The sequence below is a fragment of the Corynebacterium nasorum genome (assembly GCF_032821635.1).
In the GTDB taxonomy this organism is placed as follows: domain Bacteria; phylum Actinomycetota; class Actinomycetes; order Mycobacteriales; family Mycobacteriaceae; genus Corynebacterium; species Corynebacterium kefirresidentii.
Genome location: NZ_JAVBIE010000011.1, coordinates 33,450 through 56,885, shown reverse-complemented (window position 1 = coordinate 56,885; position 23,436 = coordinate 33,450). Strand labels below are relative to the sequence as shown.

Here is a 23,436-nt window from a genome sequence, read left to right as displayed (position 1 = left end):
TGCGGGGCGATTTCATGGAACTATTGAGCCCATGAAGCTGACCATCTTAGGCTGCTCCGGTAGCGTCCCCACCGCCCAGAACCCCGCCTCCGGCTATTTGCTGTCCTTCGATAATGCGCCGTCCATCGTCCTCGATATGGGCCCTGGCACCTTAGCGCAGCTGGAACAGCAGCAGGATCCTTGCGATGCGCACGTGGCTTTTAGTCACCTGCATGCCGATCACTGCCTGGATTTCCCCTCTCTGATGGTGTGGCGCCGCTTCCATCCCACGGCGCCCGCGGCCTCAAGAAATATGTGCTTCGGGCCGGAGGCTACGCCGACGCACCTGGGCCGCCTGTCTTCCGATGAGGTCGATGGCATCGATGACATGTCCGATACCTTCGCCTTTAGCGCATGGGAGCCGGGCGAGCGCCAGCTTGTCGACGATGTATATATCACTCCCTTCCCGGTCACCCACCCGGTAGAGGCCTATGCTTTGCGCGTGGAACATACTAAGACGAGCCAGACCATCACCTACTCCGGTGATTCTTCATATACGCCCGCGCTTGTCGACGCCGCACGGGGCGCCGACATTTTCCTCTGTGAGGCAGCCTGGGGCGCGAGCTCGGAGGGGATGGCACCGGATATGCATATGTCGGGCGCGGAAGCTGGCAGGGCGGCGCGCGAGGCGGGCGTGGGCAAGCTCGTGCTCATCCACATCCAACCGTGGGGCGATGCCCAAGCTACCTTGGAGGCCGCTCGCTCCGAATTCGACGGTGAGATTATCCTCGGCGCCGCGGGTATGGAGTTCTAAGATACGCTGGACGGCATGACTGAATTTACTCGTGCCGATGGGCGCGCGCTGGACCAGATGCGCAGCGTCCGCATTACCCGCAATTTCACCACCAACCCGGCCGGCTCGGTGCTGGTGGAGTTTGGCAATACCCGCGTCATGTGCACCGCATCCGTAGAATATGGCGTGCCTCGCTTCAAGCGCGATTCGGGCGAAGGCTGGCTGACCGCCGAGTACGCCATGTTGCCTTCCGCCACCCACGACCGTATGCCGCGCGAATCCATGAAGGGCAAGGTCAAGGGCCGCACCCATGAGATTTCCCGCCTCGTCGGCCGCTCCCTGCGCGCCGCAGTGGACTTGGAGGAGCTAGGGGAGAACACCATTCAGCTCGATTGCGATGTCCTCCAGGCTGATGGCGGCACCCGCACTGCCTCTATCACCGGCGCCTATGTTGCGCTGGCTGACGCCATCGCGCACCTCAAAGCCGAGGGCGTCGTCCCCGGCGAGCCGCTACTTGATCCCATCGCTGCAGTCTCGGTAGGCATCATTGACGGCGAAATCTGCCTTGATCTGCCTTATGAGGAGGATTCCCGCGCCGAGGTCGACCTGAATGTAGTGATGCAGGAATCCGGCGACTTCGTTGAAATCCAGGGCACCGGTGAGCACGGTCTCTTTGGCCGAGAGGAGCTCAACGAGATGCTCGACGTAGCGCAGAAGGGTTGCCGCGAACTCATCGCCGCACAGAAGGCGGCGTTGGGGTGGTAATTCTCGTCGCGTCTAATAACCCTAAGAAGCTCGGCGAGCTGGAACGGATTCTGGCTGATGCCGGCATCGAGGGTGTCGAGCTGCGCCCGCTTTCCGCCGTGGAACCTTATCCAGAACCGGTAGAAGATGGCCGCACTTTTGCCGATAATGCGCTCATCAAGGCCCGTGCTGGCGTGGCCGCTACCGGTTATGCCACCGTGGCGGATGATTCGGGCCTCGCTATCGAAGAGCTCAACGGCATGCCCGGCGTGCTTTCCGCCCGTTGGTCCGGCCAGCACGGCAATGACCAGGCCAATAATGACTTAGTCTTGGCGCAGATGGCCGATGTCCCTGATGAGCGCCGTGCCGCAGCCTTTGTCTCGGTCTGCGCGCTCGTCACGCCCGAAGGCGCAGAGCACGTGGCCGAGGGCCGCTGGGAAGGCCGCTTCTTGCGCGAGCCGCGCGGGGAAAACGGCTTCGGCTATGACCCACTCTTCCAGCCGGAAGGCGAGTCCCGATCGGCTGCAGAGATGTCCCCAGAAGAAAAGAACGCGGTCTCGCATCGCGGCCGCGCTCTTAGTCAACTTGTCCCCGCCATCGCGGAGCTTGTCCACAACTCTTAGAGTTGGAACTCCTCCGTGATTTCCTTGCGGCGCTTGTGCTCCATCCAGAAGGACAGGAAGGGCACCACGCCCGCAAGGGCGGTGGTAAAGAGCTTGCCCACCGGCCACAGCGCGCGCGGGCCGAGGATGAGGATGGACAGCAGGTAGGTCATGTACGCGATGCCGTGCACGATCGCGATATAGGTGGCCCACTCGGGGATATCCATGCCAATGATGTACTGGCAGACCATGCGGATGACCAGGATGATCAAGAAGATACCGGTCACAGTGGCCGCGATGGAGAAAAACTTCAAGGGTCCGCGGATGCGGGCTTGGCGGGCGGGGTGAACTTTATTGGTCATAATCAGCTTTCTTCATTCTCGCCGCGCCGGCGGCGCGGGGTATTCATGGCGTTGAACGTTTCCACATCCATCTGGGGCCGCTGGGGCAGGAAATCCTCATCAATTTTGGTTTCTGCCTGCGGCTGTGTGGGAGCGTCGGCCGGGGCGGTTTTGTCTGTGTCATCCATGTCGCGGACTTCTTCCTCGGCCGCGAGGCGCTCGTTTTCATAGCGCAGCGTGGTGCGATAGGCATAAACCACGAACACGGCAAACAGTGGCCACTGGAAGGCATAGCCCAGGTTTTGGAAGGTGCCCGAGCCGGAGCGGAAGCGGGTCCATTGCCAATAGGCCAGGAATAGGAAGAGCACGACGAAAAACGCGATGAGGAGGACGTGCCACCATCGCACCTGCACGCGCTTGTTTTTCTGTTCCTCTTGAGTGCTCACGCGTTCCACCCTACCCACCAACGGCCGGAAAACAGAACACCCCTGGTTTCTGGATTACCCGCCCACCGTGTACACTATGTCAAGTCCCCCGCGCCCGTGGCGGAATTGGCAGACGCGCTAGATTTAGGTTCTAGTGTCTTATGACGTGTGAGTTCAAGTCTCACCGGGCGCACCATAGGCGCCGTCGACCCTCGTGGTCGGCGGCGTTTTCGCATATCACCGTCCGTATTTCACCCTAAGATGGGCATTATGAAAAAGCTGTTTTCCACCCTTATCGTTGTCATTCTCATCGCCGCCCTGGCGGTAGCTGCGGTGGTGGTGTGGCAAGTCCGGGAACCGGTGGACGTGGAGACCGAATCGAGCAATACCAAGGTCATCAAGGCCGTGGAGCGCGAGGAACAGGTGGTGCTCGTCTCCTTGGGGATTGAGGGAATATCGGAGGAGTCCGCTACCAGCACGCTGTGGAATTGGCAGGTCCCAGGCAGTGAGCGTACCCAATACATCAAGTACTCCTACCGCGCGAAGCTCGGCATTGAAGGATCCCAGGTGCACGTAGAAGAGGAATCCCCGCACCACTTCCGCGTGCAGATCCCAGAGTTCATTTTCATTGGCCACTCGGATGAGAACTTCGAAACCGCGGTGGAAGATAATGGCGCGCTGAGCTGGATTACCCCGGATATCGATAAAGCGGAAACCATCACCAAGATTCTGGATGAGGACAAAAAGAAAAAGGACATCGCGGATAATCGCGATGTCCTCCAAAGCCAGGCCAAGCAGTTCTACACCGGCATTATTTCCGGCGTGGACCCGGAGGCTGAGGTAGATTTTTCCTTCCGGTAGCTAGTCCACCTCGGTGAACTTGCGGTCCCAGGAAGAACGGACCGGGTTGGCATCGGCCAGCAAGATATCGAAGCGGTCGTTGGCAATCTCTACGATCTCACCCATCGCGGTGCGGTACTCCTGCTCCGGGGAGTTGGCCAGCCTGCGTACGCCGGCGTCAATGACGCGGTCAACGGTGTCATTGGTATCTAGATAAGCCACAAAGGGCATATCGAAGCGCTCGCGGTAGGCGGCGGAAAGCTCGGTAATGCGCTCGGTCTGCACATCATCCAAGTCGGTTAGTCCCAAGGAGCCGCGGTCGGCGGAGATGGTGGCGGCTTCGTCGGCGTCGGCAAGCAGCAGCTCATCCATGGCCGGGTAATCGTGGATGAGGGCAGCACGGCGGGAATCATCCGCGGTTAGCACGGCTACCTGAATGGCGGCGCGCAGCTCATTGATATCGCTGAAAGGCCGCGACTCCCACGCCAGTTCGAGCGGCCACGTCTCGTTATTGAATAGCGGGCGCAGCGCGGAGACGAATTCCTCGCGGGAGGCATTGTTGAGCTGCTGTAGGCTTACGCTCTTGCCGACGGCCCGAGACACCTGCGTGCCCTGCTTACCCCCGGTGTGGAAGAACAGCAGGTTAAGCACGATGGCCGTAATGGCGCCGATGGACATGCCGGAGGAGACGAAGGTTTGCGCCCACTCCGGGAAGGCGGAGGCGATATCCGGCTTGAAGGTCACCAGCATGGCCAGGCCGAGCGCGGAAGTGACGATGACGGAGTTGCGGCCATCGGAAAGATCGGCCTTGGCGATGGTCTGTAGGCCCACCCACGCTACGTTGGCGAAAAGCGCCAGGGAGGCGCCGCCAAGCACAGGGGACGGGATGGCGGCCACGACCGCACCGGCCTTGGGCAAAATGCCCAATACCATCATGAATCCGGCGGCAGCCACGGCCACCCAGCGCGATTTCACGCTGGTCAGGCGGACCAGACCGACGTTTTGTGCAAAGCAGGTATACGGGAAGGAGTTCATTACGCCGCCCACCAGGGTGGAAAGGCCATCGGCGCGGATGGCGCGCACGACATCATCGCGACGGATGCGCTTTTTTACAATCTCGCCGGTGGCAAAGACATCGCCAGTGGTCTCCACCATGGTGATGATCATGACAATGATGAGCGAGAAAATAGCCACCACGTCGAACTTTGGCATGCCGAAGTAGAACGGGGTGGTGATACCGAGGGCGGGGGCGGAGGAGACTTCGCTAAAGGAGGCGTCGCCTAGCACGAGCGCTACGCCCGTACCCAAGACTAGGCCGATGAGCACGGCCAGGGTGCCTAGGAAGCCAGAGGAAAAACGCTGCACCAAAATGATGACCGCGAGCGTGCCAAAACCGTAGAGCAGGTCACGGGTGGCTGGAACTCCCTCGGCGTAATTGACAAAGTCATTGGCCGAAACCCCCAATAGTGAAGTGCCCATCACCAGCAGGACCGAACCGGTGACCACCGGCGGGAAGAAACGCAGCACTTTGCCAAAGACCGGCGCCGCGAAGAAAGTAAACAGGCCGGCGACGATGATGGCGCCATAAATGGTCGGCAGCGAGGCCACCCCGCCTTCGCCGTCGGTTGCGCCCAGGCCGATGGCGATGATCGGGGAGACGGCCGTTGTGGTTACGCCCTGCACGATGGGCAGGCGCACGCCAATGCGCTTGCCGACGCCCATAGACTGAATGATCGTTGCTATGCCACAGGTCAAAAGGTCCGCATTGATGAGGTGGATGGTGGTTTCCGCATCCAGGTTAAGCGAGCCGGCGATGAGCAGTGGAACGATAACCGCCCCGGCATAAAAGGCCAGTACGTGCTGCACACCCAAGGCGGCTAGTTTGGGGGCGGGTGGGACGGTATCTACTGGATGCTTGGGCTGGGAAGCCACGAAGTCCTCCTTTGTGCGGAAGCGAAGCTGAACGGGTTTAACAGTAGAGGTTCGTGCAGGTAGCGACCAAAAAATCGGGGTGATGAGGAACACGTTCGGGGCTAGTCCACCCCCGATCTAAGACGTACGTGCGTTCTGCATGAAATCACTAACCAGCGAAACAACACGACCGGTTTATATTTAGCCTTTCCAACGTCTGCTGAACTTGTTATTACCGCTGATGTAGTCAACAATTGAGGCCAGAGGGGCTTGGTGCTGTGGCTCGAAAAAGCGGCATTTACCCCTGATAGAAATTCGCCCGAAAGAAGGGAATTATGACTACCGCAACGCAGCCTCAACAGTTTGAAGCGTGGAAGGGATTTGAGTCCGGTCCATGGACCGAGGGCATCAACGTCCGCGACTTCATTCAGCGTAACTACACGCCGTACGACGGCGATTCCAGCTTCCTGGCGGGCCCGACCGAAAAGACCAAGCGCGTCTGGGAGACCCTGGAGAAGAACTACCTGTCCGTCGAGCGCGAAAAGCGTGTCTACGATGTTGACACCCACACCCCGACCGACATTGACGCTTTCCCGGCCGGCTACATCTCAGACGACGATGACGTCATCGTCGGTCTGCAGACCGATACCCCGCTGAAGCGCGCCATGATGCCGTTCGGTGGCTGGCGCATGGTCAAGCAGGCCATCGCCGAAGCAGGCAAGGAAGTCGACCCTGAGGTGGAGAAGATCTTCACCCGCTACCGCAAGACCCACAACGATGCGGTCTTCGATATCTACACCCCGCGCATCCGCGCTGCTCGTTCATCACACATCATCACCGGTCTGCCGGATGCTTATGGCCGTGGCCGCATCATCGGTGACTACCGCCGCGTGGCTCTCTACGGTGTGGACTACCTGATCGAGGAAAAGCAGGCTTCCCGCGATTCCGTCGCAGACGCTGGCTTCTCTGAGCACTGGGCACGCTTCCGTGAGGAACACTCCGAGCAGATCAAGGCCCTGAAGAAGCTCAAGAAGATGGCTGAGTCCTACGGCTTCGACATCTCCAAGCCGGCTAAGACCGCTCACGAGGCAGTACAGTGGACCTACTTCGGCTACCTGGCATCCATTAAGTCCCAGGATGGCGCCGCAATGTCCATCGGCCGCCTGTCCGCCTTCTTCGATTGCTACTTCGAGCGCGACCTCGCCGCTGGCATCATCACCGAGGAAGACGCCCAGGAAATCATCGACTCCCTGGTTCTCAAGCTGCGCATCGTCCGCTTCCTGCGCACCATCGATTATGACCAGATCTTCTCCGGCGACCCGTACTGGGCAACCTGGTCTGATGCTGGCTTCGGCAACGACGGCCGCCACATGGTCACCAAGACCTCCTTCCGTCTGCTGCAGACCCTGGTAAACCTTGGCCCCTCACCAGAGCCAAATATCACCATTTTCTGGGATCCAAAGCTGCCAGAGGGCTACAAGGAATTCTGTGCCCACATCTCGATTGAGACCTCCTCCATCCAGTACGAGTCTGACCGCCAGATTCGTGAGCAGTGGGGCGACGACGCCGCAATTGCCTGCTGTGTTTCCCCGATGGAAGTGGGCAAGCAGATGCAGTTCTTCGGCGCTCGTGTGAACGCCGCTAAGGCTCTGCTTTACGCCATCAACGGTGGCCGCGATGAGGTAACCGGCAAGCAGGTCGTAGAAGGCTACGAGCCCATCAAGGGCGATGGCCCGCTGGACTTCGATGAAGTTTGGCAGAAGTACGAAGAGATGCTGGACTGGGTTGTTGGCACCTATGTTGAGGCCCTCAACATCATCCACTACTCTCACGACAAGTACGCCTACGAGGCAGTCGAGATGGCGCTGCACGATTCCAATATCGTACGCTCCATGGGCTGCGGCATCGCCGGTCTGTCCATCGTCGCCGACTCCCTGGCTGCTATCAAGTACGCCAAGGTCACCCCGGTCCGTGACGAGACCGGCCTGATTACGGACTACGTCACCGAGGGCGAGTTCCCGTTCTATGGCAACGACGATGACCGCGCCGATGACATCGCCGCAACCATTGTCCACACCGTGATGGAAAAGATTAAGGCCATCCCGATGTACCGCAATGCCATCCCAACTCAGTCCGTGCTGACCATTACCTCGAACGTGGTCTACGGCAAGGCAACAGGCGCCTTCCCGTCGGGCCACAAGGCCGGCACGCCGTTCTCCCCAGGCGCTAACCCTGAAAACGGTGCCGACAGCCACGGCATGGTTGCTTCCATGCTGTCCGTTGGCAAGCTGGATTACAAGGACGCCTTGGACGGCATCTCGCTGACCAACACCATTACTCCTTCCGGATTGGGCCGCACCCCAGAAGAGCGCATCACTAACCTGGTGGGCGTTCTGGATGCCGGCTTCATCATGGAGAAGTAAAAACCACTCAACCCTCAACCATCTCGAAAAGGAGAAAATCATGGCAACCCCAACTTTCGAAGACCGTATGTCAGCAATGAAGGCAAACCGCGATGCACACCAGATGAACTCTGGTCTGTACCACGCCAACATCAACGTGCTGGACAAGTCCACCCTCGAGGACGCCGTTGAGCACCCAGAGAAGTACCCGAACCTCACCGTTCGCGTCTCTGGCTACGCTGTCAACTTTGTCAAGCTGACCAAGGAGCAGCAGCTCGACGTTATCTCCCGCACCTTCCACCAGGGTTCTTAATCATGGCTGATGGCGTTACTGGTGTTGTCACCCTCTCTCCGGAAGAAGGAGAGCGTGTCCGCGGCGTAGCTGCGGGCCTGGGAGATAATGCACAACTCGATGACATTACCCGCCCGGAGCTCATGGAGGCGCGCCGTACCGGCGATATCGCCCTCGTGCACTCTTGGGAGCTCGTGACCGCCGTCGATGGCCCGGGAACCCGCATGACGATGTTCATGTCCGGATGCCCACTGCGCTGCCAGTACTGCCATAATCCAGACACCTGGGAGATGAAGACCGGCACACTGGAGCGGGTCGAGGATGTGGTCAAGCGCATCAAGCGTTATAAGCCCATCTTCCAAGCTTCCGGTGGCGGTCTGACCATCTCCGGTGGCGAACCCCTCTTCCAGATTTCCTTCACGCGCAGCGTGCTTAAGGAAGTCCACGATGCGGGTATTCACACCACCATCGATACGGCTGGGTACTTGGGCTCGCGCTTGCGGGACGAGGACCTAGACAATATCGACCTCGTGCTTCTCGACGTCAAGTCGGGCGACGAGGAGACTTACCGCAAGGTCACCCAACGCCAGCTCCAGCCAACACTGGATTTCGGCGACAGGTTGAACAAGATAGGTAAGCCGGTATGGATCCGCTTCGTAGCGGTGCCTGACCTCACGGACTCGCCAGAGAACGTGGAAAATGTGGCCAATATCGTGGCGCGTTGGAAATCTAACGTCGAACGCGTCGAGGTCTTGCCCTTCCACAATATGGGCAAAGACAAGTGGGAAGGTCTAGATATGACCTACCAGTTGGCAGACACGAAGCCACCAAAGCCGGAGGACGTGGAGAAAATCCGCGACGTCTTCCGCTCGAAGGGCTTGGAAGTCTACTAGCCTGGGAGGGCATGACCGACTACCGCCGCTTTGGCCACACAATTAAAGAGCACCACCTAGAAGTCCCGTGGGATTATTCCAATCCCCACGGGACTTTTGGGCTTTATGCCCGCGAAATCATCCCGCCCGGCGGAGAGGGCCTGCCCGCGTTGCTTTACCTCCAGGGCGGGCCTGGTTTCCCAGCACCCCGGCCGCTGACACCCACGGGGCTTATTGGCAAGGCACTGGAGCGGTACCGCGTGATCCTCATGGACCAGCGCGGCACCGGCCGATCGCACCGCATCGATGCACTGAGCCCGGCCGCGGAGCGCACCGCAGCGCACTTGGCGTTGCTGCGCCAAGATAATATCGTCCGCGACGCCGAACGTTTGCGCGAACACCTCGGCCTGGAGAAGTGGTCGCTATTCGGCCAATCCTTCGGCGGCTTTTGCATTACCGCCTACCTGTCCCAGGCCCCCGAACACGTCGAGCATGCATTTTTCACCGGTGGCATCCCCACGCTGAAGGGTGCAGACGATCTATACCGCGCCACTTTTAGCAAGCTCAAGGCTCGCCAGCAGCGTTTCTACCGCGAATTCCCGTGGGCCCAGGACAGCATTGAGGAGATCATCTCCCACTTGGACAATTCGGATGAGCGCCTTCCCACCGGAGAGCGTCTGTCCTCGCTGCGGTTTCGCACCATCGGTATTGAGCTCGGCCGCGGCACCGGTTTTGATTCGCTGGCTTATCTGCTGGAAGAGCCTTTCCGCACCGTGGCAGGGGAGAAGCGGCTGCGCGGCGATTTCTTGGTGGACGTCGGCCAGCGCGTGAGCTTTGCAGACGGCCCGCTGTATGCCGCTATCCATGAGTCAATCTATGGCGGCGCCGGTGGGCAGGCCGTTACTCATTGGGCGGCGCATCGTGTGCGCGAGGAATTCCCGGAGTTTGCGGAGTCCGGCACGTGGTTGACTGGCGAGCATATCTTTCCCTGGCAGTTCGACGAGGACCCTGCTCTGCACGCGTTTGCCGACGCCGCCCACGGCCTCGCCCGCCACGAATTCTCCCCGCCCTATGCGCTCGGTGAGGTGCCGACCACGGCCGCGGCCATATATGTCGATGATATTTTCGTTCCGCTCGAAGAATCCTTGGCTACCGCCGCCCACCTGGGGGACCTGCGGCCGTGGATTAGCAACGAGTTCCAGCACAACGGCATTCGCGAAGACGGTGCGACCATCCTGGGCAGGCTTTTTGCGCTTATCGACGATCACTAGCGTTTCGCTATTTCCTATGCGAAAATATTGGTGATTGTCACGACATTTAGGGAGATATTTTGATCGCCACCATAGTTATAGTCCTCATCCTGTTGCTTATCTTGGGAACCCTCTTTGATGGCTATTTCATCGTTCGCACTCGCGAAGCTGCCATCTTGGAGCGCTTGGGTAAATTCCAAAAGGTGGCGCATGCTGGCCTGCACTTCAAGATGCCGTGGGTAGACCGCGTACGCGATAAAATTTCGCTGCAGGTGCGCCAGCTGGATGTGATGGTGGAGACCAAGACCAAGGACAATGTCTTCGTCCAGATCCCTGTGGCCGTGCAATACGAGGTAGTTGAAGGCCGAGAGCGCGAGGCATATTACATGCTCTCCAACCACGAACAGCAGATTGTGGCCTACGTGCAGGATAATGTTCGTTCCTCCGTGGCGAATATGGACTTGGATGATTCCTTCTCCTCCAAGGACACCATTGCTCGCAATGTTGCGGCTTCCCTGCGCGATAATATGGCCGAGTACGGCTGGAACTTTGTCAACACCCTGGTTACCGATATCCGCCCCGATTCCCGCGTACGCGAGTCCATGAACTCCATTAACGCGGCGCAGCGTGAGCGCGAAGCGGCCGTCGCCCAAGCAGAGGCCGAGAAGATCCGCGTGGTCAAAGAGGCCGAGGGTGCCGCCGAAGCAAAGAAGCTGCAGGGACGCGGCGTTGCGGACCAGCGCAAGGAAATCGTCGAGGGCATTGCCCAGCAATACGAAATGCTTCGCGACGCCGGCGTGGAAGAATCCCCCGAGGCGCTCATGCTGGTCTCTCAATACCTTGACGCGATGGTCGATGTCTCCCACAACGGCCAGGCCTCTGTGCTGTACATGCCCTCCAACCCGCAGGGCATGGGTGACCTCTTCAGCGGCATGCGCGACGTGCTCATGGCCAACCGCGCCCTCGACTCCGCCGAGGGGGCGCCTCAGCACCGCCGCCCGCAGCCGCACAAGCCATCCCGCGCCGAGGAAATCGAGCGCGAGTCCAAGCGTCAGGCAGAGCGTGCCAAGCGCGAAGCCATCGCTGCCTCCCAGCGTGCTGAGCAGGAGCGCTCCGAGCAAAATCGCGGTGAGCAACAGGCGCAGCAGGGCCAGCACTCCACCGCGCAGCCCCAGGCTGCCCGCGAGTACTTCCAGCAGCTGCGCGACCAACTCAAAAACGAGGACTAGCCCTGAGCATCGATAACCTCTTTGACGCCTATACCGCCCAGCGCGGTATTACCCGCCGCGCAGAAGTTGTACCCGACCACGAGTGTCAGATTTTCCCCGCCGAGACCAGGGCTGCCTCACAAGTCGATGCCTTAAACGCTGCCCGAAGCCTCGTTCACGACGCCCTTTCTGCCGACCAAGAGCATGAGTCCCAGCGCGACGGGGACAATTCCGACAACAAGTAGGTAGGTCCGCTCCGCACCCGCCGAGGAAGGGTCATACAGCGTCGACAGCGTTCCCGCTAGCGAGGTTCCAATGGCCATGGTGAGGAAATACAGCGCGGAAAAGCGCGTCGCGTACGCTCGCGGCGCGTGCGCGGCCGATGCCGCCATACCCACCGGCCCGATAAATAGCTCGCCGAGCGACATCAACAAGATGGTCACGGCTAACACCACAAATGGCGTTGAATTTTCTCCGCCCCCGACGAACGGCAACAGCACAAACATTCCGGAACCTGCCACCATGATGCCTACGGCCATCAGCACACGCCGCGAGCATGCCCACCGTGACATGCTCGCCGCCAGCGGTAGGGACAATGCCAGGATGAACAGTGGATTGAGTGATTGCGTCCATGCCGCCGGAATCTCAAACCCGCCGACCATGCGGTCTACACGTTGATCCGAGTACACGGCTAGCACCCCGTAAATCTGCGGCTGGAGAGTCCAGTAGGCCGTCGAGCAGAAAAAGAGCGGGATATACGCCAGAACCTGCTTCCGCTCCGGCACGCTGACCCGCGGGGATCGCAGCATGCTGGCGAAGAGGGTGAGGGCGGCCGCGATCGTCGCAAAGAGCAAAAGCATGGCGAGCTTGTCTGGTGGAACCATCACCGCGACCGCGACGCTGCCCACTACAGCCACCACAGCTACCGCCGCGGCCTTGCTTGGTGCGGCAGTAGGGTTGGGAGGCCGGTTATCGAACTCCGTGACTACCCGCTGGCGCAATAACCCGTAGAAAACACACCCGCAGCACATGAGGCCTGCGGCTGCGAGGAAACCGGCATGGTAGCCGTACTTTTGTGCCAGCCAGCCCGTGAGCATCGGTCCGAGTAAGGCGCCGATATTTATCCCCAGGTAAAAGATTTGAAAAGCTCCATCCCGTGCGCCGGCCGTGGGAGGAAAAGCCGCGCCCAGAATGGTAATTGCCGCCGTTTTAAGCAGCCCTGAACCCAGCGCAAGCGGCAACAGTCCGGCCACGAGGCCCGCCATACCAGGCACCAAGGACAGCGAAAGGTGCCCGCACATGAGCAGACCCGCGCCGGCAAGCAACGTGCGTTCGGCGCCCAGGAGCCGGTCGCTGACCCACCCGCCAACGAACGTGCACAGGTAGAGCAGACTGCCGTACGCTCCGACGAGCGCCGTGGCCTGCGCCTGGTCCATGCCGAGTCCGCCGGAGGTGGAATAGAGGTAGTAGGCGAGGATGGCCTGCATGCCGTAGAAGCTAAAGCGCTCCCACATTTCAATTCCGGCGATAGCCGGCAAAGCCACCGGTAAACGCCGAATTGAACGATGTTTAATAATTGTCATAAAAGCACTATAACGGCCGAAAGTCTGTGATAAACCTAAAATCATGGATATTTCAGCGGAGGACATTGCCGCTCTCGACGCACGCCACATTTGGCATCCCTACGCCGAGCCAGGCGAGCCCACGCTTGTGGTGGACTCGGCCGCCGGCGTTTATTTAACACTCGCGGATGGCACCACGCTTATCGACGCCATGTCTTCCTGGTGGGCTGCCGCCCACGGCCACAGTCACCCACGGCTCAAGGCGGCAGCGAACGAACAAATCGAGAGGATGAGCCACGTCATGTTCGGCGGACTCACCCACGAACCGGCTACGCGGCTTACTCGTAACCTCATGGAATTAACGCGTGGTGATTTTGAGCAGGTCTTTTATTCCGATTCCGGATCTGTATCGGTCGAAGTAGCCATCAAAATGGCACTGCAGTATGCCCGTGGCGCAGGGCACCCAGAGCGCTCCAAGATGTTGACGTGGAGGTCGGGGTATCATGGCGATACCTTCGCGGCGATGAGCGTGTGCGATCCCGAAGGCGGCATGCACTCGATGTGGACCGGTACCTTAGCGCAGCAGATTTTTGCCCCGGCGCCGCCTACTCGCGGGGCTAGCCCGGCCGAGCGCGCGAACTATCTGCGCGAGCTGGAAGCGTGCATCACGGAAGAAGTTGCGGGGCTAATTATTGAACCTGTAGTCCAAGGCGCGGGTGGCATGCGCTTTCACGACCACGAGCTGGTCCGCGGGGCCCGAGAAATCTGCGACCGCCACGGTATCGTGCTCATCGCGGACGAAATCGCCACCGGGTTCGGGCGAACCGGCGAACTTTTTGCCACCCAAGCCGCTGGCGTTGTGCCAGATATCATGTGCGTTGGCAAGGCGATGACCGGCGGTTTTATGACCATGGCTGCCACGCTCGCCACCGCGAAGGTGGCCGTGGGGATGCGTCCGCGCGCGCTAATGCACGGACCAACATTTATGGCTAATCCACTCGCTTGTGCCGTTTCGGCCGAGGCAACTGCGCTCATTTTGGAGGGCAATTGGCGCGAGCAGGTAGCCGGCATCGAAAAGCAGCTGCAACGAGGGTTTGAGGGCCTGTCCGAGGAACCTGGGGTAGCCGACGTGCGCGTACTTGGCGCCATAGGTGTGGTGGAAATGGAATGCGATGTAAATATGTCCGCAGCGACGGCCGCAGCCGTAGCCCAAGGTGTGTGGTTACGTCCGTTCGGCCGGTTGATTTATATCATGCCGCCGTTTATCAGCACCGCAGATGAAATAGCGCAAATGTGCCGCGGCGTGCGCGCTGCGGTGGCAGGAGGACGACAGTGATAATTTACGTGACGGGGACGAATACTGACGTCGGTAAGACTGTGGCCACGGCCGCGCTCGCCAGCGCGTTCAAGCAACGCGGCCGCGAGGTCATCTACGCCAAACCGCTGCAGACGGGAGAGCCGGAAGGCAAGGGGGATGCGGCGACCGTCGGCAAGCTGGCGGGGGTGGAGGTAGCAGAGATGGTGCGCTTTCCGGAGCCACTGGCGCCGAATCTTTCTGCGCGCCGGGCCGGCATGCCCCAACCCGGCCTGCAGGAACTTAAAGAGTGGATTGCCGCCCTTGACGCACCCGGCCGTGTGGTGCTCGTGGAAGGCGCCGGCGGGCTCCTCGTGCGTTTAACGGACGCCTATACGCTTGCCGACGTCGCCGATAAGCTCCTCATCGTCACCTCCCTTAACCTAGGAAGCCTCAACGCGGCCGAGCTGACCGTGCGCGAGGCACAACGCCGTGGAATTGAGGTGCTCGGGCTAGTTGGCGGCTCGCTGCCGGCCGATCCGGACTTGGCTACGCGCCTGAACCTGGAGGAGATGCCGGAGGTGACAGGCTGTACGTTTTGGGGCAGCCTGCCGGAGGGCATGGCGCGCATGGCACCGGCCGAATTCGCTCGGGTAGCCGCGGAAGTCTACGCGGACTTTGTCGAGCACGCCGAGTAGCGCTACCTCGCAGAGGCAGCGCTAGCGGACCCAACGAACCTTGCCATTGACTCGGGCAAGGTGCCCACGCAGCGGCGGGGCATTCGGATCATCTTGGTTGACCCCGTTGTGATACGGGCAGCACACCGTGAGGTTGTCCATATTGGTCAGTCCTCCGTGCTTCCAAGCCTTCAGGTGATGGATCTGGGCCTTGTCCGCAGGGTGGTTGCACGGCGGCCACGGGCAGGTAGGGTTTTCGGCCGCGGCCATCTGCCGCTGTTTCTCGGTGGCGTAGCGCGAGGTGCGATACAGGTTGACGGGGCCTTTAACGGGATGGATAAGGGTGGCTAGTCCGTGCTCGGTGAAGGTGCGCTCGACCAACTCGGCGCCGGTAATCGTGGCGCCATTAGTCAGCCGCAGGGTGACTTCTTCACCGTCGCCGTCCAAGATGCGGTCCAGCGCGTTGAGCGGGATGATGACGTTGGTTGTGGTGCGCGCCGAAGGCGCACCCGTGCCGCGAAGGAGATCGCGCAGGGAATCGAGTGGGCGCGCGGGGTCGAGCGCGGCGTCAAACTCCGCGAGGAAGGCCGAGGGGGCGGTAATCCGCATGGTCCAGGGGCCATTCGGGCGGCGAAGGAGCTGGACCCCTTCGCGGGGCGGCGTGCGGCGCGGGCGGAGGTCGCGCAGGCGTTGCTTGGCGCGGCGGGCGATTTCAGAGGCGGGGCCTCGCAGGCGGCACAGCTCTACCCGCAAGTTCCACGCATCGCGCTGTGTGCGCACGCGGGAGACATATTTTTCAATCAGCTTGAGCGTTATGAGGTCATGGTGGCGAGCGGCCGTGGTGGCGTGGCGTTGCTTCCGGCTGAAGCGGGTTGGGCCGTAATAAACTGCGGCAAGCGCGCGGAGGTTGCGAGCTTCTACATCTGGTAGACCCAGCTCGATGAGGGCGCGCTCAGACATGCCGCGGGCCTCGGCGAGGATATCCATCGCCGAGGCTATGTGGGAGGCATAAGTCTTCAGTGCGCTCATGGCCGCAACTCTAAACAGGACCGGCAGTAGAACCGAGTCGTAGACGGCCGCAGCTGTGGATAGCTTGTTTAAGTGTCAACTGCCTGCGGTGGGCGGAAGTGGCACAAAGGCGCGAAACGAGCGCGCTTTAGATCGCTACCACCGTGCTAGAAAGGCCCCCGGATCGCGCGCAGTTGCGCAATTGCACCGTACGGCCAGGCTGTGGATAAGGAGACCGGCCCGGTCAATGCGTTCGTCACTGCGCTGGACGACGCCGCGCTAGCTTAGGCCCTTCATCACGCGGGCGACGTGGCCGGTGGCCTTGACATTGTAGTGCGTCTGGCCGATGGTGCCGTCCGGCTCGACCAAGAAGGTGGAGCGGATGACGCCCTGGACGACCTTGCCGTAATTCTTCTTCTCGCCAAAGGCACCGTAGGCGGTCATAACGGACTTATCCGGATCCGACAGGAGCGGGAAGTTCAGCTCATGGTCCGCGCGGAATTTTGCCAGCGCCTCTGGCTTATCGGGCGAGATGCCTACGACGGCAATATTGAGATCATTGAGCTGCTCCAAGGAATCACGGAAATCGCAGGCCTCCTTGGTGCAGCCCGGGGTATTGGCGCGGGGGTAGAAATAGACGAGTACGCGTTGGCCTGCGTAATCGGCGAGGGAAACGGTGTTTCCGGCGTCGTCGGCGAGCGCAAAGGCAGGGGCGGTATCTCCAACGTTCAATCGGTTTTCAGTCATGGTTCCCACCATACTTACCGGCCGGGCTGCACGCTTTTGCACCGGCGGGGTAGAATGATCCCGTTAAGAGCGAACCTAAGTTAAGAGGAGAACTTCGTGGCACGCAATATTGAAGACATTCAACGCGATATCGAGCGCACTCGCCGCCAGCTGGCCGGCACCCTGGACGAGCTTGCGCAGCGCAGCAAGCCGCAGAACTTTGCCAACGAGGCCAAGACCGCGGCTACCGATAAGCTGCAGGACCGCAACGTGCAGATGGCCCTTGGCGGCGTCGGCGCCGCTGTGGTTGGACTAATTGCTTTCTCGATCTTCCGTTCTCGCCGCCGCAAGAGCGACTTGAAGGAGCTGCAGCGCCTGCTGTCCGAGCGCCACTAATTACTAATTAAGGAAGTCCCCGCACACCGCGGGGACTTTTTTCGTAGGCTGGGTTGGGATGAAGACACCAATCCCTTTTTATTTGCAGGAAATCCTCAATAAGGTGCGCGATAATCGCGACGGCACCGTGGCGGATTATATTCCGGAGTTGGCTAAGGCGGAGCCCGAGTACCTCGGCGCCGCGATGTGCACCACCACCGGCCACGTATATTCCGCGGGCGATGATGAGGTGGAATTTACCCTGCAATCCCTGTCTAAACCGTTTGTTTACGCACTGGCGCTGCAGGAGCTCGGCCTTTCCGCGGTGCGCGAGATAGTGGGTATGGAGCCTTCGGGGGAGGCTTTCAATGAGCTTTCGCTCAACCGTGATGACCACCGGCCGGTCAACCCCATGATTAACGCGGGCGCGATTGCGGTCACGCAGTTGATTAATGGCGTGGATTCGGAGCCGGCCGCGCGCGTGGAGCGGCTGCGCACCTATTTCTCCCGGTTGGCAGGCCGCGACTTGCTTATCGACGACGCCATGCGCTCGTCCGAGCTCGATGTCAGCGAACGCAACCTTTCGCTAGCGCACATGCTGCGCAATTACGACATCATCCAGGACGAGGCACACGATGCGGTCTCGACGTATATCGAGCAGTGCTCGATTGTGGTGACGGTGCGGGACTTGGCAGTGATGTCGGCAACCTTGGCCAATGGTGGGGTGCAGCCGGTAACGGGAGACAAGATTTTGGATGCGGACGTGTGCCGACTGACGCTGTCAGTGATGAGCTCGGCCGGCATGTATGACGGCGCCGGCCGGTGGATGGCCGAGGTGGGAATCCCGGCGAAGTCGGGTGTTTCAGGTGGCCTCTTGGGTACTCTGCCTGGCCAGCTGGGTGTGGCGACGTTCTCGCCGCGGCTGAACAAGGAGGGCAACTCGGTGCGCGGGGTGGATGCGTTTAAGTTGTTGGCGAAGGATATGGGCCTGCACCTAATGTCTACGGATGAGCGCTATGGCGTGAACCCAGTGCGCAAGGTGGAGCAGGATGCCGAGCTGACCGTCATCTATCTGCAGGGCCTGATTAACTTCAACGCGGCCGAGACCATCTTGTACGAGCTGATGGAGTCGGATTTTGGCGAGGGCACGGTGGTGCTCGAGCTATCGCATATCACCGGTACGAACCGCATGGGCCGGCGCATGCTGAAAGAGGGGCTGCGCCGAATTCGCGAGTCCGGCTTCGATATTGCGATTGTGGATCCGGATGGAGAGTTGGAAAACCGCACCATGGCGGACGGAACTGAGGTGCCCAAGGGAGAGCCGGAAGACTACACGATCAACGGCGAACCCGTTTAGGTTTGGGTTACCTTACTTAGTCAGGTTAGGATGTCCTATGTAAGGCCCATCGCGGCTGCTGCGAGGGCATCCAACAACCAAGGACTAAAAAATGGCTCATACCCCCTTCAAGGTGATGGCGGTTGTGGCGGCATCGGCAACCGCACTCGTCGGCTGTGGCGCAGCTGAGGAAGTAACTGGCGGCTCCAGTGGCGATGCCGAGTTCTCCTTCACCGATATCACCGGCCGTGACGTGGAACTGGATAAGGATCCCGATCGCGTGATTTTGGGGGAGGGCCGATCGATTTTTGCCACCGGTGTACTCGACCCCGATAATCCACTGGACAAGGTCGTTGGCATCGGTACGGATCTCAAGCAGAACGTGCCGGATTACTACAAGGCGCTGGAAAAGGAACTGCCGTCCGTAAACGAGGTTCCAGAGATTGGCGGCTTTGCCAAGGGCGATGTGACCGTGGAAAAACTCGTGAGCCTAGACCCGGACCTCATTGTGCTCTCGCTGGATCAATACGATGCCTCCCGCGAAGCTGGCCTGACCGACAAGATGGACCAGGCTGGTTTGAAGTATGCGGTCACCGACTTCCGCCGCGACCCGCTGGAGAATACGCCTAAGACCATGGACATCTTCGGCGAGATCTTCGGCCAAGAGGAGCGCGCTGAGGAATTCAACGCGGACTGGCAAGAGACGGTGGATCTGGTTGAAGACCGCGCAGAGAAGGTAAAAGATAAACCAAAGACCTTCGTTTGGAGAGCAGCAGGTGTCTCCGATTGCTGCGGTTCGTGGAACGATTCCAATATCTCCCAGCTGGTCAACGCGGCCGGCGGCGAGAATATCGGCGATAAAGTCATTCCGGGCGAGTCCGGCACGATCACCCCGGAAAAGGTCCTTGAATCTGACCCGGACATGGTTATTGCCACCGGTGGCGATTGGTCTGAAATGAAGGACGATGAGGGCCACCCAGTCGGCTATGCGGCAGTCGGTTATGGCATTGATGAAAAGAAAGCCAAGGGCAGCGTCGCCAAGCTGCCGGGCAAGCAGGCCGGCTTCGATAAGCTGCGTGCAGTCAAGGAACACAACCTGCACAGCATGTGGCACCAGTTCTATGATTCGCCGTTTAATTACCTGGCGCTGCTGCAGGTGGCGGAGTGGATTGACCCGGAGGCGTATGCCGATATGGACGTCGCCAAGCAGTGGATGGATGCGCAAGAAAAGTACTCGCCGGTTTCCGGCGAGGGAACCTTCTTTAGCACCAACTAATGGAGGGCGCAGAGGTAGCCGCGCTGGCGCGGCAGCACAAGAAATTAACGTGGCAACGCATCGGCATTGTTGCGGGCCTGACCCTGATCGCAGCCGTGGCTTTTATTATCAGCAACTTCGTGGGTGCGATCGATATCAGCCCGGGCGAGGTCATGAAGGGCATAGTCAATCCTGCGGGGCTGGATGACCAGACGCGCACGGTGCTGTGGCAGCTGCGCCTGCCTATGGCCGTGATGGCCGTGCTCATTGGCATGGCGCTGTCTATGGCTGGCGCGGAGATGCAGACCATCCTTAATAACCCGCTAGCCGAGCCGTTCACGCTGGGCATTTCGGCGGCCGCCGCGTTTGGCGGCGCCAGCTCCATCGTGCTCAAATGGCAGCTGATTGCGCAGCCGCAGTTCAATCTCGCGTTGGTGGCGTGGCTTTCGGCCGCGGTAGCCACCGCGATCATCGTGATTGCGGCTGTTATTCGCGGCGCTAAAGCGGAAACTATGGTGCTGCTGGGCATCGGCTTGGTGTTCTTCTTCCAAGCCATGCTGGCGCTTATCCAATACCGGTCTTCGGCCGAGGCGCTGCAGCAGATTGTCTATTGGTCCATGGGTTCTCTGACTCGCGCCAACTGGGCGGCCAATGGCGTGCTGGCGGCCGTGCTCATTATCGCCCTGCCTATCCTGTGGGTGCTGGGCTGGCGCCTGACGGCCTTGCGGCTTGGCGACGCCCGCGCTACCGCCATGGGCATCAATACCTCGCGCCTGCGCGTAGTGGTGCTTATCGTGGTCTCGCTGGTCGCGGCGACGACCGTGGCCTTCGCAGGCATCATCGGCTTCATTGGCTTGGTGGGCCCGCACATCGCCCGCATGCTGGTAGGCGAGGACCAGCGTTACTTCCTGCCGGCCTCCATGGCGGCGGGTGCAGCCGTGATGTGTGCAGCGCATGCGGTGAGCCTGATGATTAAACCAGGCTTGGCTATTCCTATTGGCATCGTTACTTCGCTGCTGGGCGTGCCATTCTTCATTGCTATCGTCATGACCCGAAGGAGGGCACTGTGGACGTAGAACTGACTATTTCCGGCCTGAGTGCGGCCTATGGCAAGCATCGCGTGCTGGAGTCCGTGGATGTGGAAAAGCTCCACGGCGGGCAGCTAGTTGGCCTTTTGGGGCCGAATGCCTCTGGCAAGACAACGCTTATTAAGTCCCTAGCCGGCGTGCACCGCGGCTGTGACGGCGAGGTGGATTTCCGCGTCGATGGCACGGCCCCGCGCGGCAAGCGACGCCGCCAGCTTATCGGCTACGTGCCGCAGGACCTTACGAGCACGGCCGCGCTGCGGGCCTTTGAAGCCGTGCTGATTTCCGCGCGCCGGGAGTCCTGCGAAGACCCGATTACACGCACGGGTGAGGTACTGCACTCCTTGGGGCTGGATGCGATTGCTTCGCGCTACCTCAATGAGCTCTCTGGTGGCCAGCGTCAGCTTGTGGCGGTGGCACAGATGCTGGTGGGAAATCCAGGCCTCATGCTTCTCGACGAACCCACGTCCGCCCTCGACCTCCATCACCAGATCTTTGTCTTGGATGAGGTCCGTGCCAAAGCACAGCGCGATGGCAGCCTGGGCCTTGTGGCCATCCATGACATCAACCTGGCCGCGCGCATGTGTGACCAGCTGGTGGTGCTTAAAAAGGGTCATATTCGTGCTCAAGGTAGCCCTGCGGACGTTCTCACGGGGGAGCTCGTGGAGGGCGTGTATGGGGTAGAGGCGGACGTCGTCCAGCATGGCGGCGCTCCACTCATTGCCCCGTTGCGGGTGAGATAGCACAAGGCCGGGTAATCGCCCGGCCTATTTTTATTAGTTTTAGTGGTGAGCCATCAGGCATCTGGTTTCTTGGCGCCGTGAGCACATAAGTCATGTGCGGCGCGGTGACAAGGACTGGCTCATAAAAAGAAAAATCTCGAGGTGCCGTTCTAAGAACAACGCCTCGAGATTCGTATTGTGCGCCATCAGGGAATCGAACCCCGAACCCACTGATTAAGAGTCAGTTGCTCTGCCAATTGAGCTAATGGCGCATTGTTGACTTCCTGCCGTGTGGCTCTCTGTGCAACGAGTAGATACTCTAGCAGCCATTCTTTAAAAGTGTAAAATCGCCTGGTCAAAGCGGTTTTTAAAGGGTGTATAACAAATTGGTTAATGCCTGAAGTGGCTTCTGGTAATTGGCGGAGGGAGACGCTAATCTATGTTGGTCTGTGAAAGCAGCAATTACGTGTCTAAGGGCAACTCAGTGAAAAATTCCCTCCCTATCGCGCGCCGTCTCGTAGCGGCCGTGGGCGTTGCGTGCATTTCCCTAGCCGCCGCCTCCTGCTCCTCTGATTCCTCAGCCGAGAATCAGGCTGCCGACCAAGAATCCACCGCCGCCGCACATGCGGATGGAGACAAGGATGGCGGCAAAGAGTCCGACAAAAAGAAAGACGGCCTTGTAGCCTCCGTAAAGGACGGGGCGACGGATGTAGATCCGTCTAAGCCTGTCACCGTGGAGACCACGGGCAAGCTCAAGAGCGTCACCATGACCAATGAAATGGGCGTGGAAGTTAAAGAAAAGCTCTCTAAAGACGCCAAGACGTGGTCTACTGCGGAGGACTTGGGCTATAACCACACTTATTCCATCGCGGCCTCCGATGTAGATGGCAACAAGAAGAACCTCAGTTTTTCCACCCCGCAAGCAGCGGGTGTTGCCGAAGTCTCGCTTACCCCTATTCCGGATTCTGAGGTTGGCGTAGGACAGGTCATTGGTGTGAACTTCGGTGTTCCTATTACGGACCGGAAGGCGGCTGAAAAGACCATTACTGTGAGCACTAACCCCAAAGTGGAAGGTGCTTTCCACTGGGTCAATAACCAGGAGGTGCGCTGGCGTCCGAAGGATTACTGGGAGCCGGGCACTAAGGTTGAAGTAAAGGTGGACCAGTATGGCAAGGACCTAGGTGGGGGAATCTATGGCGGTGAAAACGCCAAGACGAATTTCACCATCGGTGACCGCACGGTGGCCATTATTGATAACGCCACCAAGACGATGAAGGTCTTTAAGAATAAGAAGTTCTTGCGTGCCATCCCGGTCTCGCTTGGCCGCGATTATCAGTACGATACGCCCAATGGCCGCTACGTTATCGGCGATGAGCACCCGCAGCTAGTCATGGACTCGGAGACCTTTGGCCTAGCCCATGACGCGGGCGGCTACCGCACGACCGTGGACTGGGCTACGCAAATGTCTTATTCCGGCATCTATGTCCACTCCGCTCCGTGGTCCGTGTGGGCGCAGGGAAATACCAATACGTCCCACGGTTGCGTCAATGTGACGCCGGAGGCTGCGCAGTGGTTCCAGGAGACGATGAAGCGTGGCGACGTGGTGCGGGTATTCAACACCTACGGCGAGACGCTTAATGCGTTGGACGGTCTCGGTGACTGGAATATGTCCTGGGACGAGTGGTCTAAAGGTAACACGGACGCTAATCAGTAGCGGCTAAGGGCCGCGCAAGGCAC

Annotated in this window: 23 protein-coding genes and 2 tRNA genes; 18 read left to right on the top strand and 7 right to left on the bottom strand. The window is 59.9% G+C overall.

The genetic code is table 11. The annotated features are described in order from the left end of the window. Positions 1 to 31: 31 nt before the first annotated feature. From RAE07_RS09450 to rdgB, 3 genes are read left to right on the top strand one after another with little or no spacing between them, the layout of a single operon-like run. Positions 32 to 793, top strand: a complete 762-nt coding sequence (locus RAE07_RS09450) for an MBL fold metallo-hydrolase (RefSeq protein WP_317001760.1) — start codon at positions 32 to 34, stop codon at positions 791 to 793. A 15-nt stretch (positions 794 to 808) separates the two neighbouring features. Continuing rightward, positions 809 to 1,537, top strand: a complete 729-nt coding sequence (gene rph / locus RAE07_RS09445; protein WP_005323955.1) for a ribonuclease PH — start codon at positions 809 to 811, stop codon at positions 1,535 to 1,537. After that, positions 1,531 to 2,139, top strand: a complete 609-nt coding sequence (rdgB, locus tag RAE07_RS09440; RefSeq protein ID WP_023020866.1) for an RdgB/HAM1 family non-canonical purine NTP pyrophosphatase — start codon at positions 1,531 to 1,533, stop codon at positions 2,137 to 2,139. The genes rph and rdgB overlap by 7 nt, the downstream gene beginning before the upstream one ends. On the opposite strand, the gene RAE07_RS09435 is transcribed toward rdgB, so the two are convergent. Both RAE07_RS09435 and RAE07_RS09430 read right to left on the bottom strand, forming a co-directional pair. After that, complete coding sequence (locus RAE07_RS09435; protein ID WP_023020867.1) at positions 2,136 to 2,480, bottom strand: DUF3817 domain-containing protein; 345 nt, start codon at positions 2,478 to 2,480, stop codon at positions 2,136 to 2,138. The genes rdgB and RAE07_RS09435 overlap by 4 nt on opposite strands. Before the next feature lie 2 nt (positions 2,481 to 2,482). Next, a complete protein-coding gene (locus RAE07_RS09430) occupies positions 2,483 to 2,905 on the bottom strand; it encodes a hypothetical protein (protein ID WP_023020868.1) in 423 nt (140 codons plus the stop codon). 90 nt (positions 2,906 to 2,995) lie between these two features. On the opposite strand from RAE07_RS09430, the gene RAE07_RS09425 reads away from it, so the two are divergent. Then, a tRNA-Leu gene (locus RAE07_RS09425) sits at positions 2,996 to 3,080 on the top strand. 74 nt (positions 3,081 to 3,154) lie between these two features. Further along, positions 3,155 to 3,745 (top strand): hypothetical protein, encoded by a 591-nt coding sequence (locus tag RAE07_RS09420; RefSeq protein WP_232212609.1) that lies wholly within the window; start codon positions 3,155 to 3,157, stop codon positions 3,743 to 3,745. Here the strand turns inward: RAE07_RS09420 and pbuX are convergent, their stop codons facing one another. Then, complete coding sequence (gene pbuX / locus RAE07_RS09415) at positions 3,746 to 5,656, bottom strand: PbuX/PucJ/PucK family nucleobase permease (RefSeq protein WP_023020870.1); 1,911 nt, start codon at positions 5,654 to 5,656, stop codon at positions 3,746 to 3,748. A 314-nt stretch (positions 5,657 to 5,970) separates the two neighbouring features. Here pbuX and pflB point away from each other — a divergent pair, with 314 nt between their 5' ends. Genes pflB through RAE07_RS09390 form a run of 5 tightly spaced genes read left to right on the top strand, consistent with a single transcriptional unit; the run spans position 5,971 to position 11,680 of the window. After that, entirely contained in the window at positions 5,971 to 8,058 is a 2,088-nt protein-coding gene (gene pflB, locus RAE07_RS09410) for a formate C-acetyltransferase (RefSeq protein ID WP_023020871.1), read from the top strand. Between the two features lie 40 nt (positions 8,059 to 8,098). Next, on the top strand, positions 8,099 to 8,350 hold the full coding sequence (grcA2, locus tag RAE07_RS09405) for an autonomous glycyl radical cofactor GrcA2 (protein ID WP_005323969.1): 252 nt from the start codon (positions 8,099 to 8,101) through the stop codon (positions 8,348 to 8,350). Positions 8,351 to 8,352: 2 nt separating this feature from the next. Continuing rightward, a complete protein-coding gene (gene pflA, locus RAE07_RS09400) occupies positions 8,353 to 9,222 on the top strand; it encodes a pyruvate formate-lyase-activating protein (RefSeq protein ID WP_317001759.1) in 870 nt (289 codons plus the stop codon). A gap of 11 nt (positions 9,223 to 9,233) precedes the next feature. Continuing rightward, entirely contained in the window at positions 9,234 to 10,472 is a 1,239-nt protein-coding gene (locus RAE07_RS09395; protein WP_200288697.1) for an alpha/beta fold hydrolase, read from the top strand. A 59-nt stretch (positions 10,473 to 10,531) separates the two neighbouring features. Then, positions 10,532 to 11,680, top strand: coding sequence for an SPFH domain-containing protein (locus RAE07_RS09390; RefSeq protein ID WP_200288698.1), 1,149 nt, complete (start codon positions 10,532 to 10,534; stop codon positions 11,678 to 11,680). A 131-nt stretch (positions 11,681 to 11,811) separates the two neighbouring features. Here the strand turns inward: RAE07_RS09390 and RAE07_RS09385 are convergent, their stop codons facing one another. Next, positions 11,812 to 13,242 carry a peptide MFS transporter gene (locus tag RAE07_RS09385; RefSeq protein ID WP_317001758.1) on the bottom strand — a complete coding sequence of 477 codons (1,431 nt, stop codon included), beginning with the start codon at positions 13,240 to 13,242 and terminating at the stop codon, positions 11,812 to 11,814. Positions 13,243 to 13,285: 43 nt separating this feature from the next. Between RAE07_RS09385 and bioA the strand changes: the two genes are divergently transcribed. Both bioA and bioD read left to right on the top strand, forming a co-directional pair. Continuing rightward, positions 13,286 to 14,557, top strand: a complete 1,272-nt coding sequence (bioA, locus tag RAE07_RS09380) for an adenosylmethionine--8-amino-7-oxononanoate transaminase (RefSeq protein ID WP_317001757.1) — start codon at positions 13,286 to 13,288, stop codon at positions 14,555 to 14,557. Beyond that, complete coding sequence (gene bioD, locus RAE07_RS09375) at positions 14,554 to 15,213, top strand: dethiobiotin synthase (protein ID WP_317001756.1); 660 nt, start codon at positions 14,554 to 14,556, stop codon at positions 15,211 to 15,213. The genes bioA and bioD overlap by 4 nt, the downstream gene beginning before the upstream one ends. Positions 15,214 to 15,234: 21 nt before the next feature. Here the strand turns inward: bioD and RAE07_RS09370 are convergent, their stop codons facing one another. Then, positions 15,235 to 16,221: an HNH endonuclease signature motif containing protein gene (locus RAE07_RS09370; protein WP_317001755.1), complete on the bottom strand. Its 987-nt coding sequence runs from the start codon at positions 16,219 to 16,221 to the stop codon at positions 15,235 to 15,237. A gap of 258 nt (positions 16,222 to 16,479) precedes the next feature. Beyond that, entirely contained in the window at positions 16,480 to 16,947 is a 468-nt protein-coding gene (gene bcp, locus RAE07_RS09365) for a thioredoxin-dependent thiol peroxidase (protein ID WP_005327287.1), read from the bottom strand. 96 nt (positions 16,948 to 17,043) lie between these two features. On the opposite strand from bcp, the gene RAE07_RS09360 reads away from it, so the two are divergent. The 5 genes from RAE07_RS09360 (at position 17,044) to RAE07_RS09340 (ending at position 21,720) form a co-directional block, all read left to right on the top strand. Further along, entirely contained in the window at positions 17,044 to 17,322 is a 279-nt protein-coding gene (locus RAE07_RS09360; RefSeq protein ID WP_023020880.1) for a DUF3618 domain-containing protein, read from the top strand. Between the two features lie 58 nt (positions 17,323 to 17,380). Next, positions 17,381 to 18,658 (top strand): glutaminase, encoded by a 1,278-nt coding sequence (locus tag RAE07_RS09355; protein ID WP_317001754.1) that lies wholly within the window; start codon positions 17,381 to 17,383, stop codon positions 18,656 to 18,658. A 91-nt stretch (positions 18,659 to 18,749) separates the two neighbouring features. Further along, positions 18,750 to 19,913 carry an ABC transporter substrate-binding protein gene (locus tag RAE07_RS09350; RefSeq protein WP_317001753.1) on the top strand — a complete coding sequence of 388 codons (1,164 nt, stop codon included), beginning with the start codon at positions 18,750 to 18,752 and terminating at the stop codon, positions 19,911 to 19,913. After that, the gene (locus tag RAE07_RS09345) at positions 19,913 to 20,968 is read left to right on the top strand and encodes a FecCD family ABC transporter permease (RefSeq protein WP_250411906.1); all 1,056 of its coding nucleotides are present in this window, start codon (positions 19,913 to 19,915) and stop codon (positions 20,966 to 20,968) included. The genes RAE07_RS09350 and RAE07_RS09345 overlap by 1 nt, the downstream gene beginning before the upstream one ends. Next, the gene (locus RAE07_RS09340) at positions 20,959 to 21,720 is read left to right on the top strand and encodes an ABC transporter ATP-binding protein (RefSeq protein WP_308767111.1); all 762 of its coding nucleotides are present in this window, start codon (positions 20,959 to 20,961) and stop codon (positions 21,718 to 21,720) included. Before RAE07_RS09345 ends, RAE07_RS09340 begins: the two co-directional genes overlap by 10 nt. Before the next feature lie 178 nt (positions 21,721 to 21,898). Here the strand turns inward: RAE07_RS09340 and RAE07_RS09335 are convergent. Further along, a tRNA-Lys gene (locus RAE07_RS09335) sits at positions 21,899 to 21,971 on the bottom strand. A 170-nt stretch (positions 21,972 to 22,141) separates the two neighbouring features. On the opposite strand from RAE07_RS09335, the gene RAE07_RS09330 reads away from it, so the two are divergent. Further along, a complete protein-coding gene (locus RAE07_RS09330) occupies positions 22,142 to 23,413 on the top strand; it encodes a L,D-transpeptidase (protein WP_524535622.1) in 1,272 nt (423 codons plus the stop codon). Positions 23,414 to 23,436 lie beyond the last annotated feature (23 nt).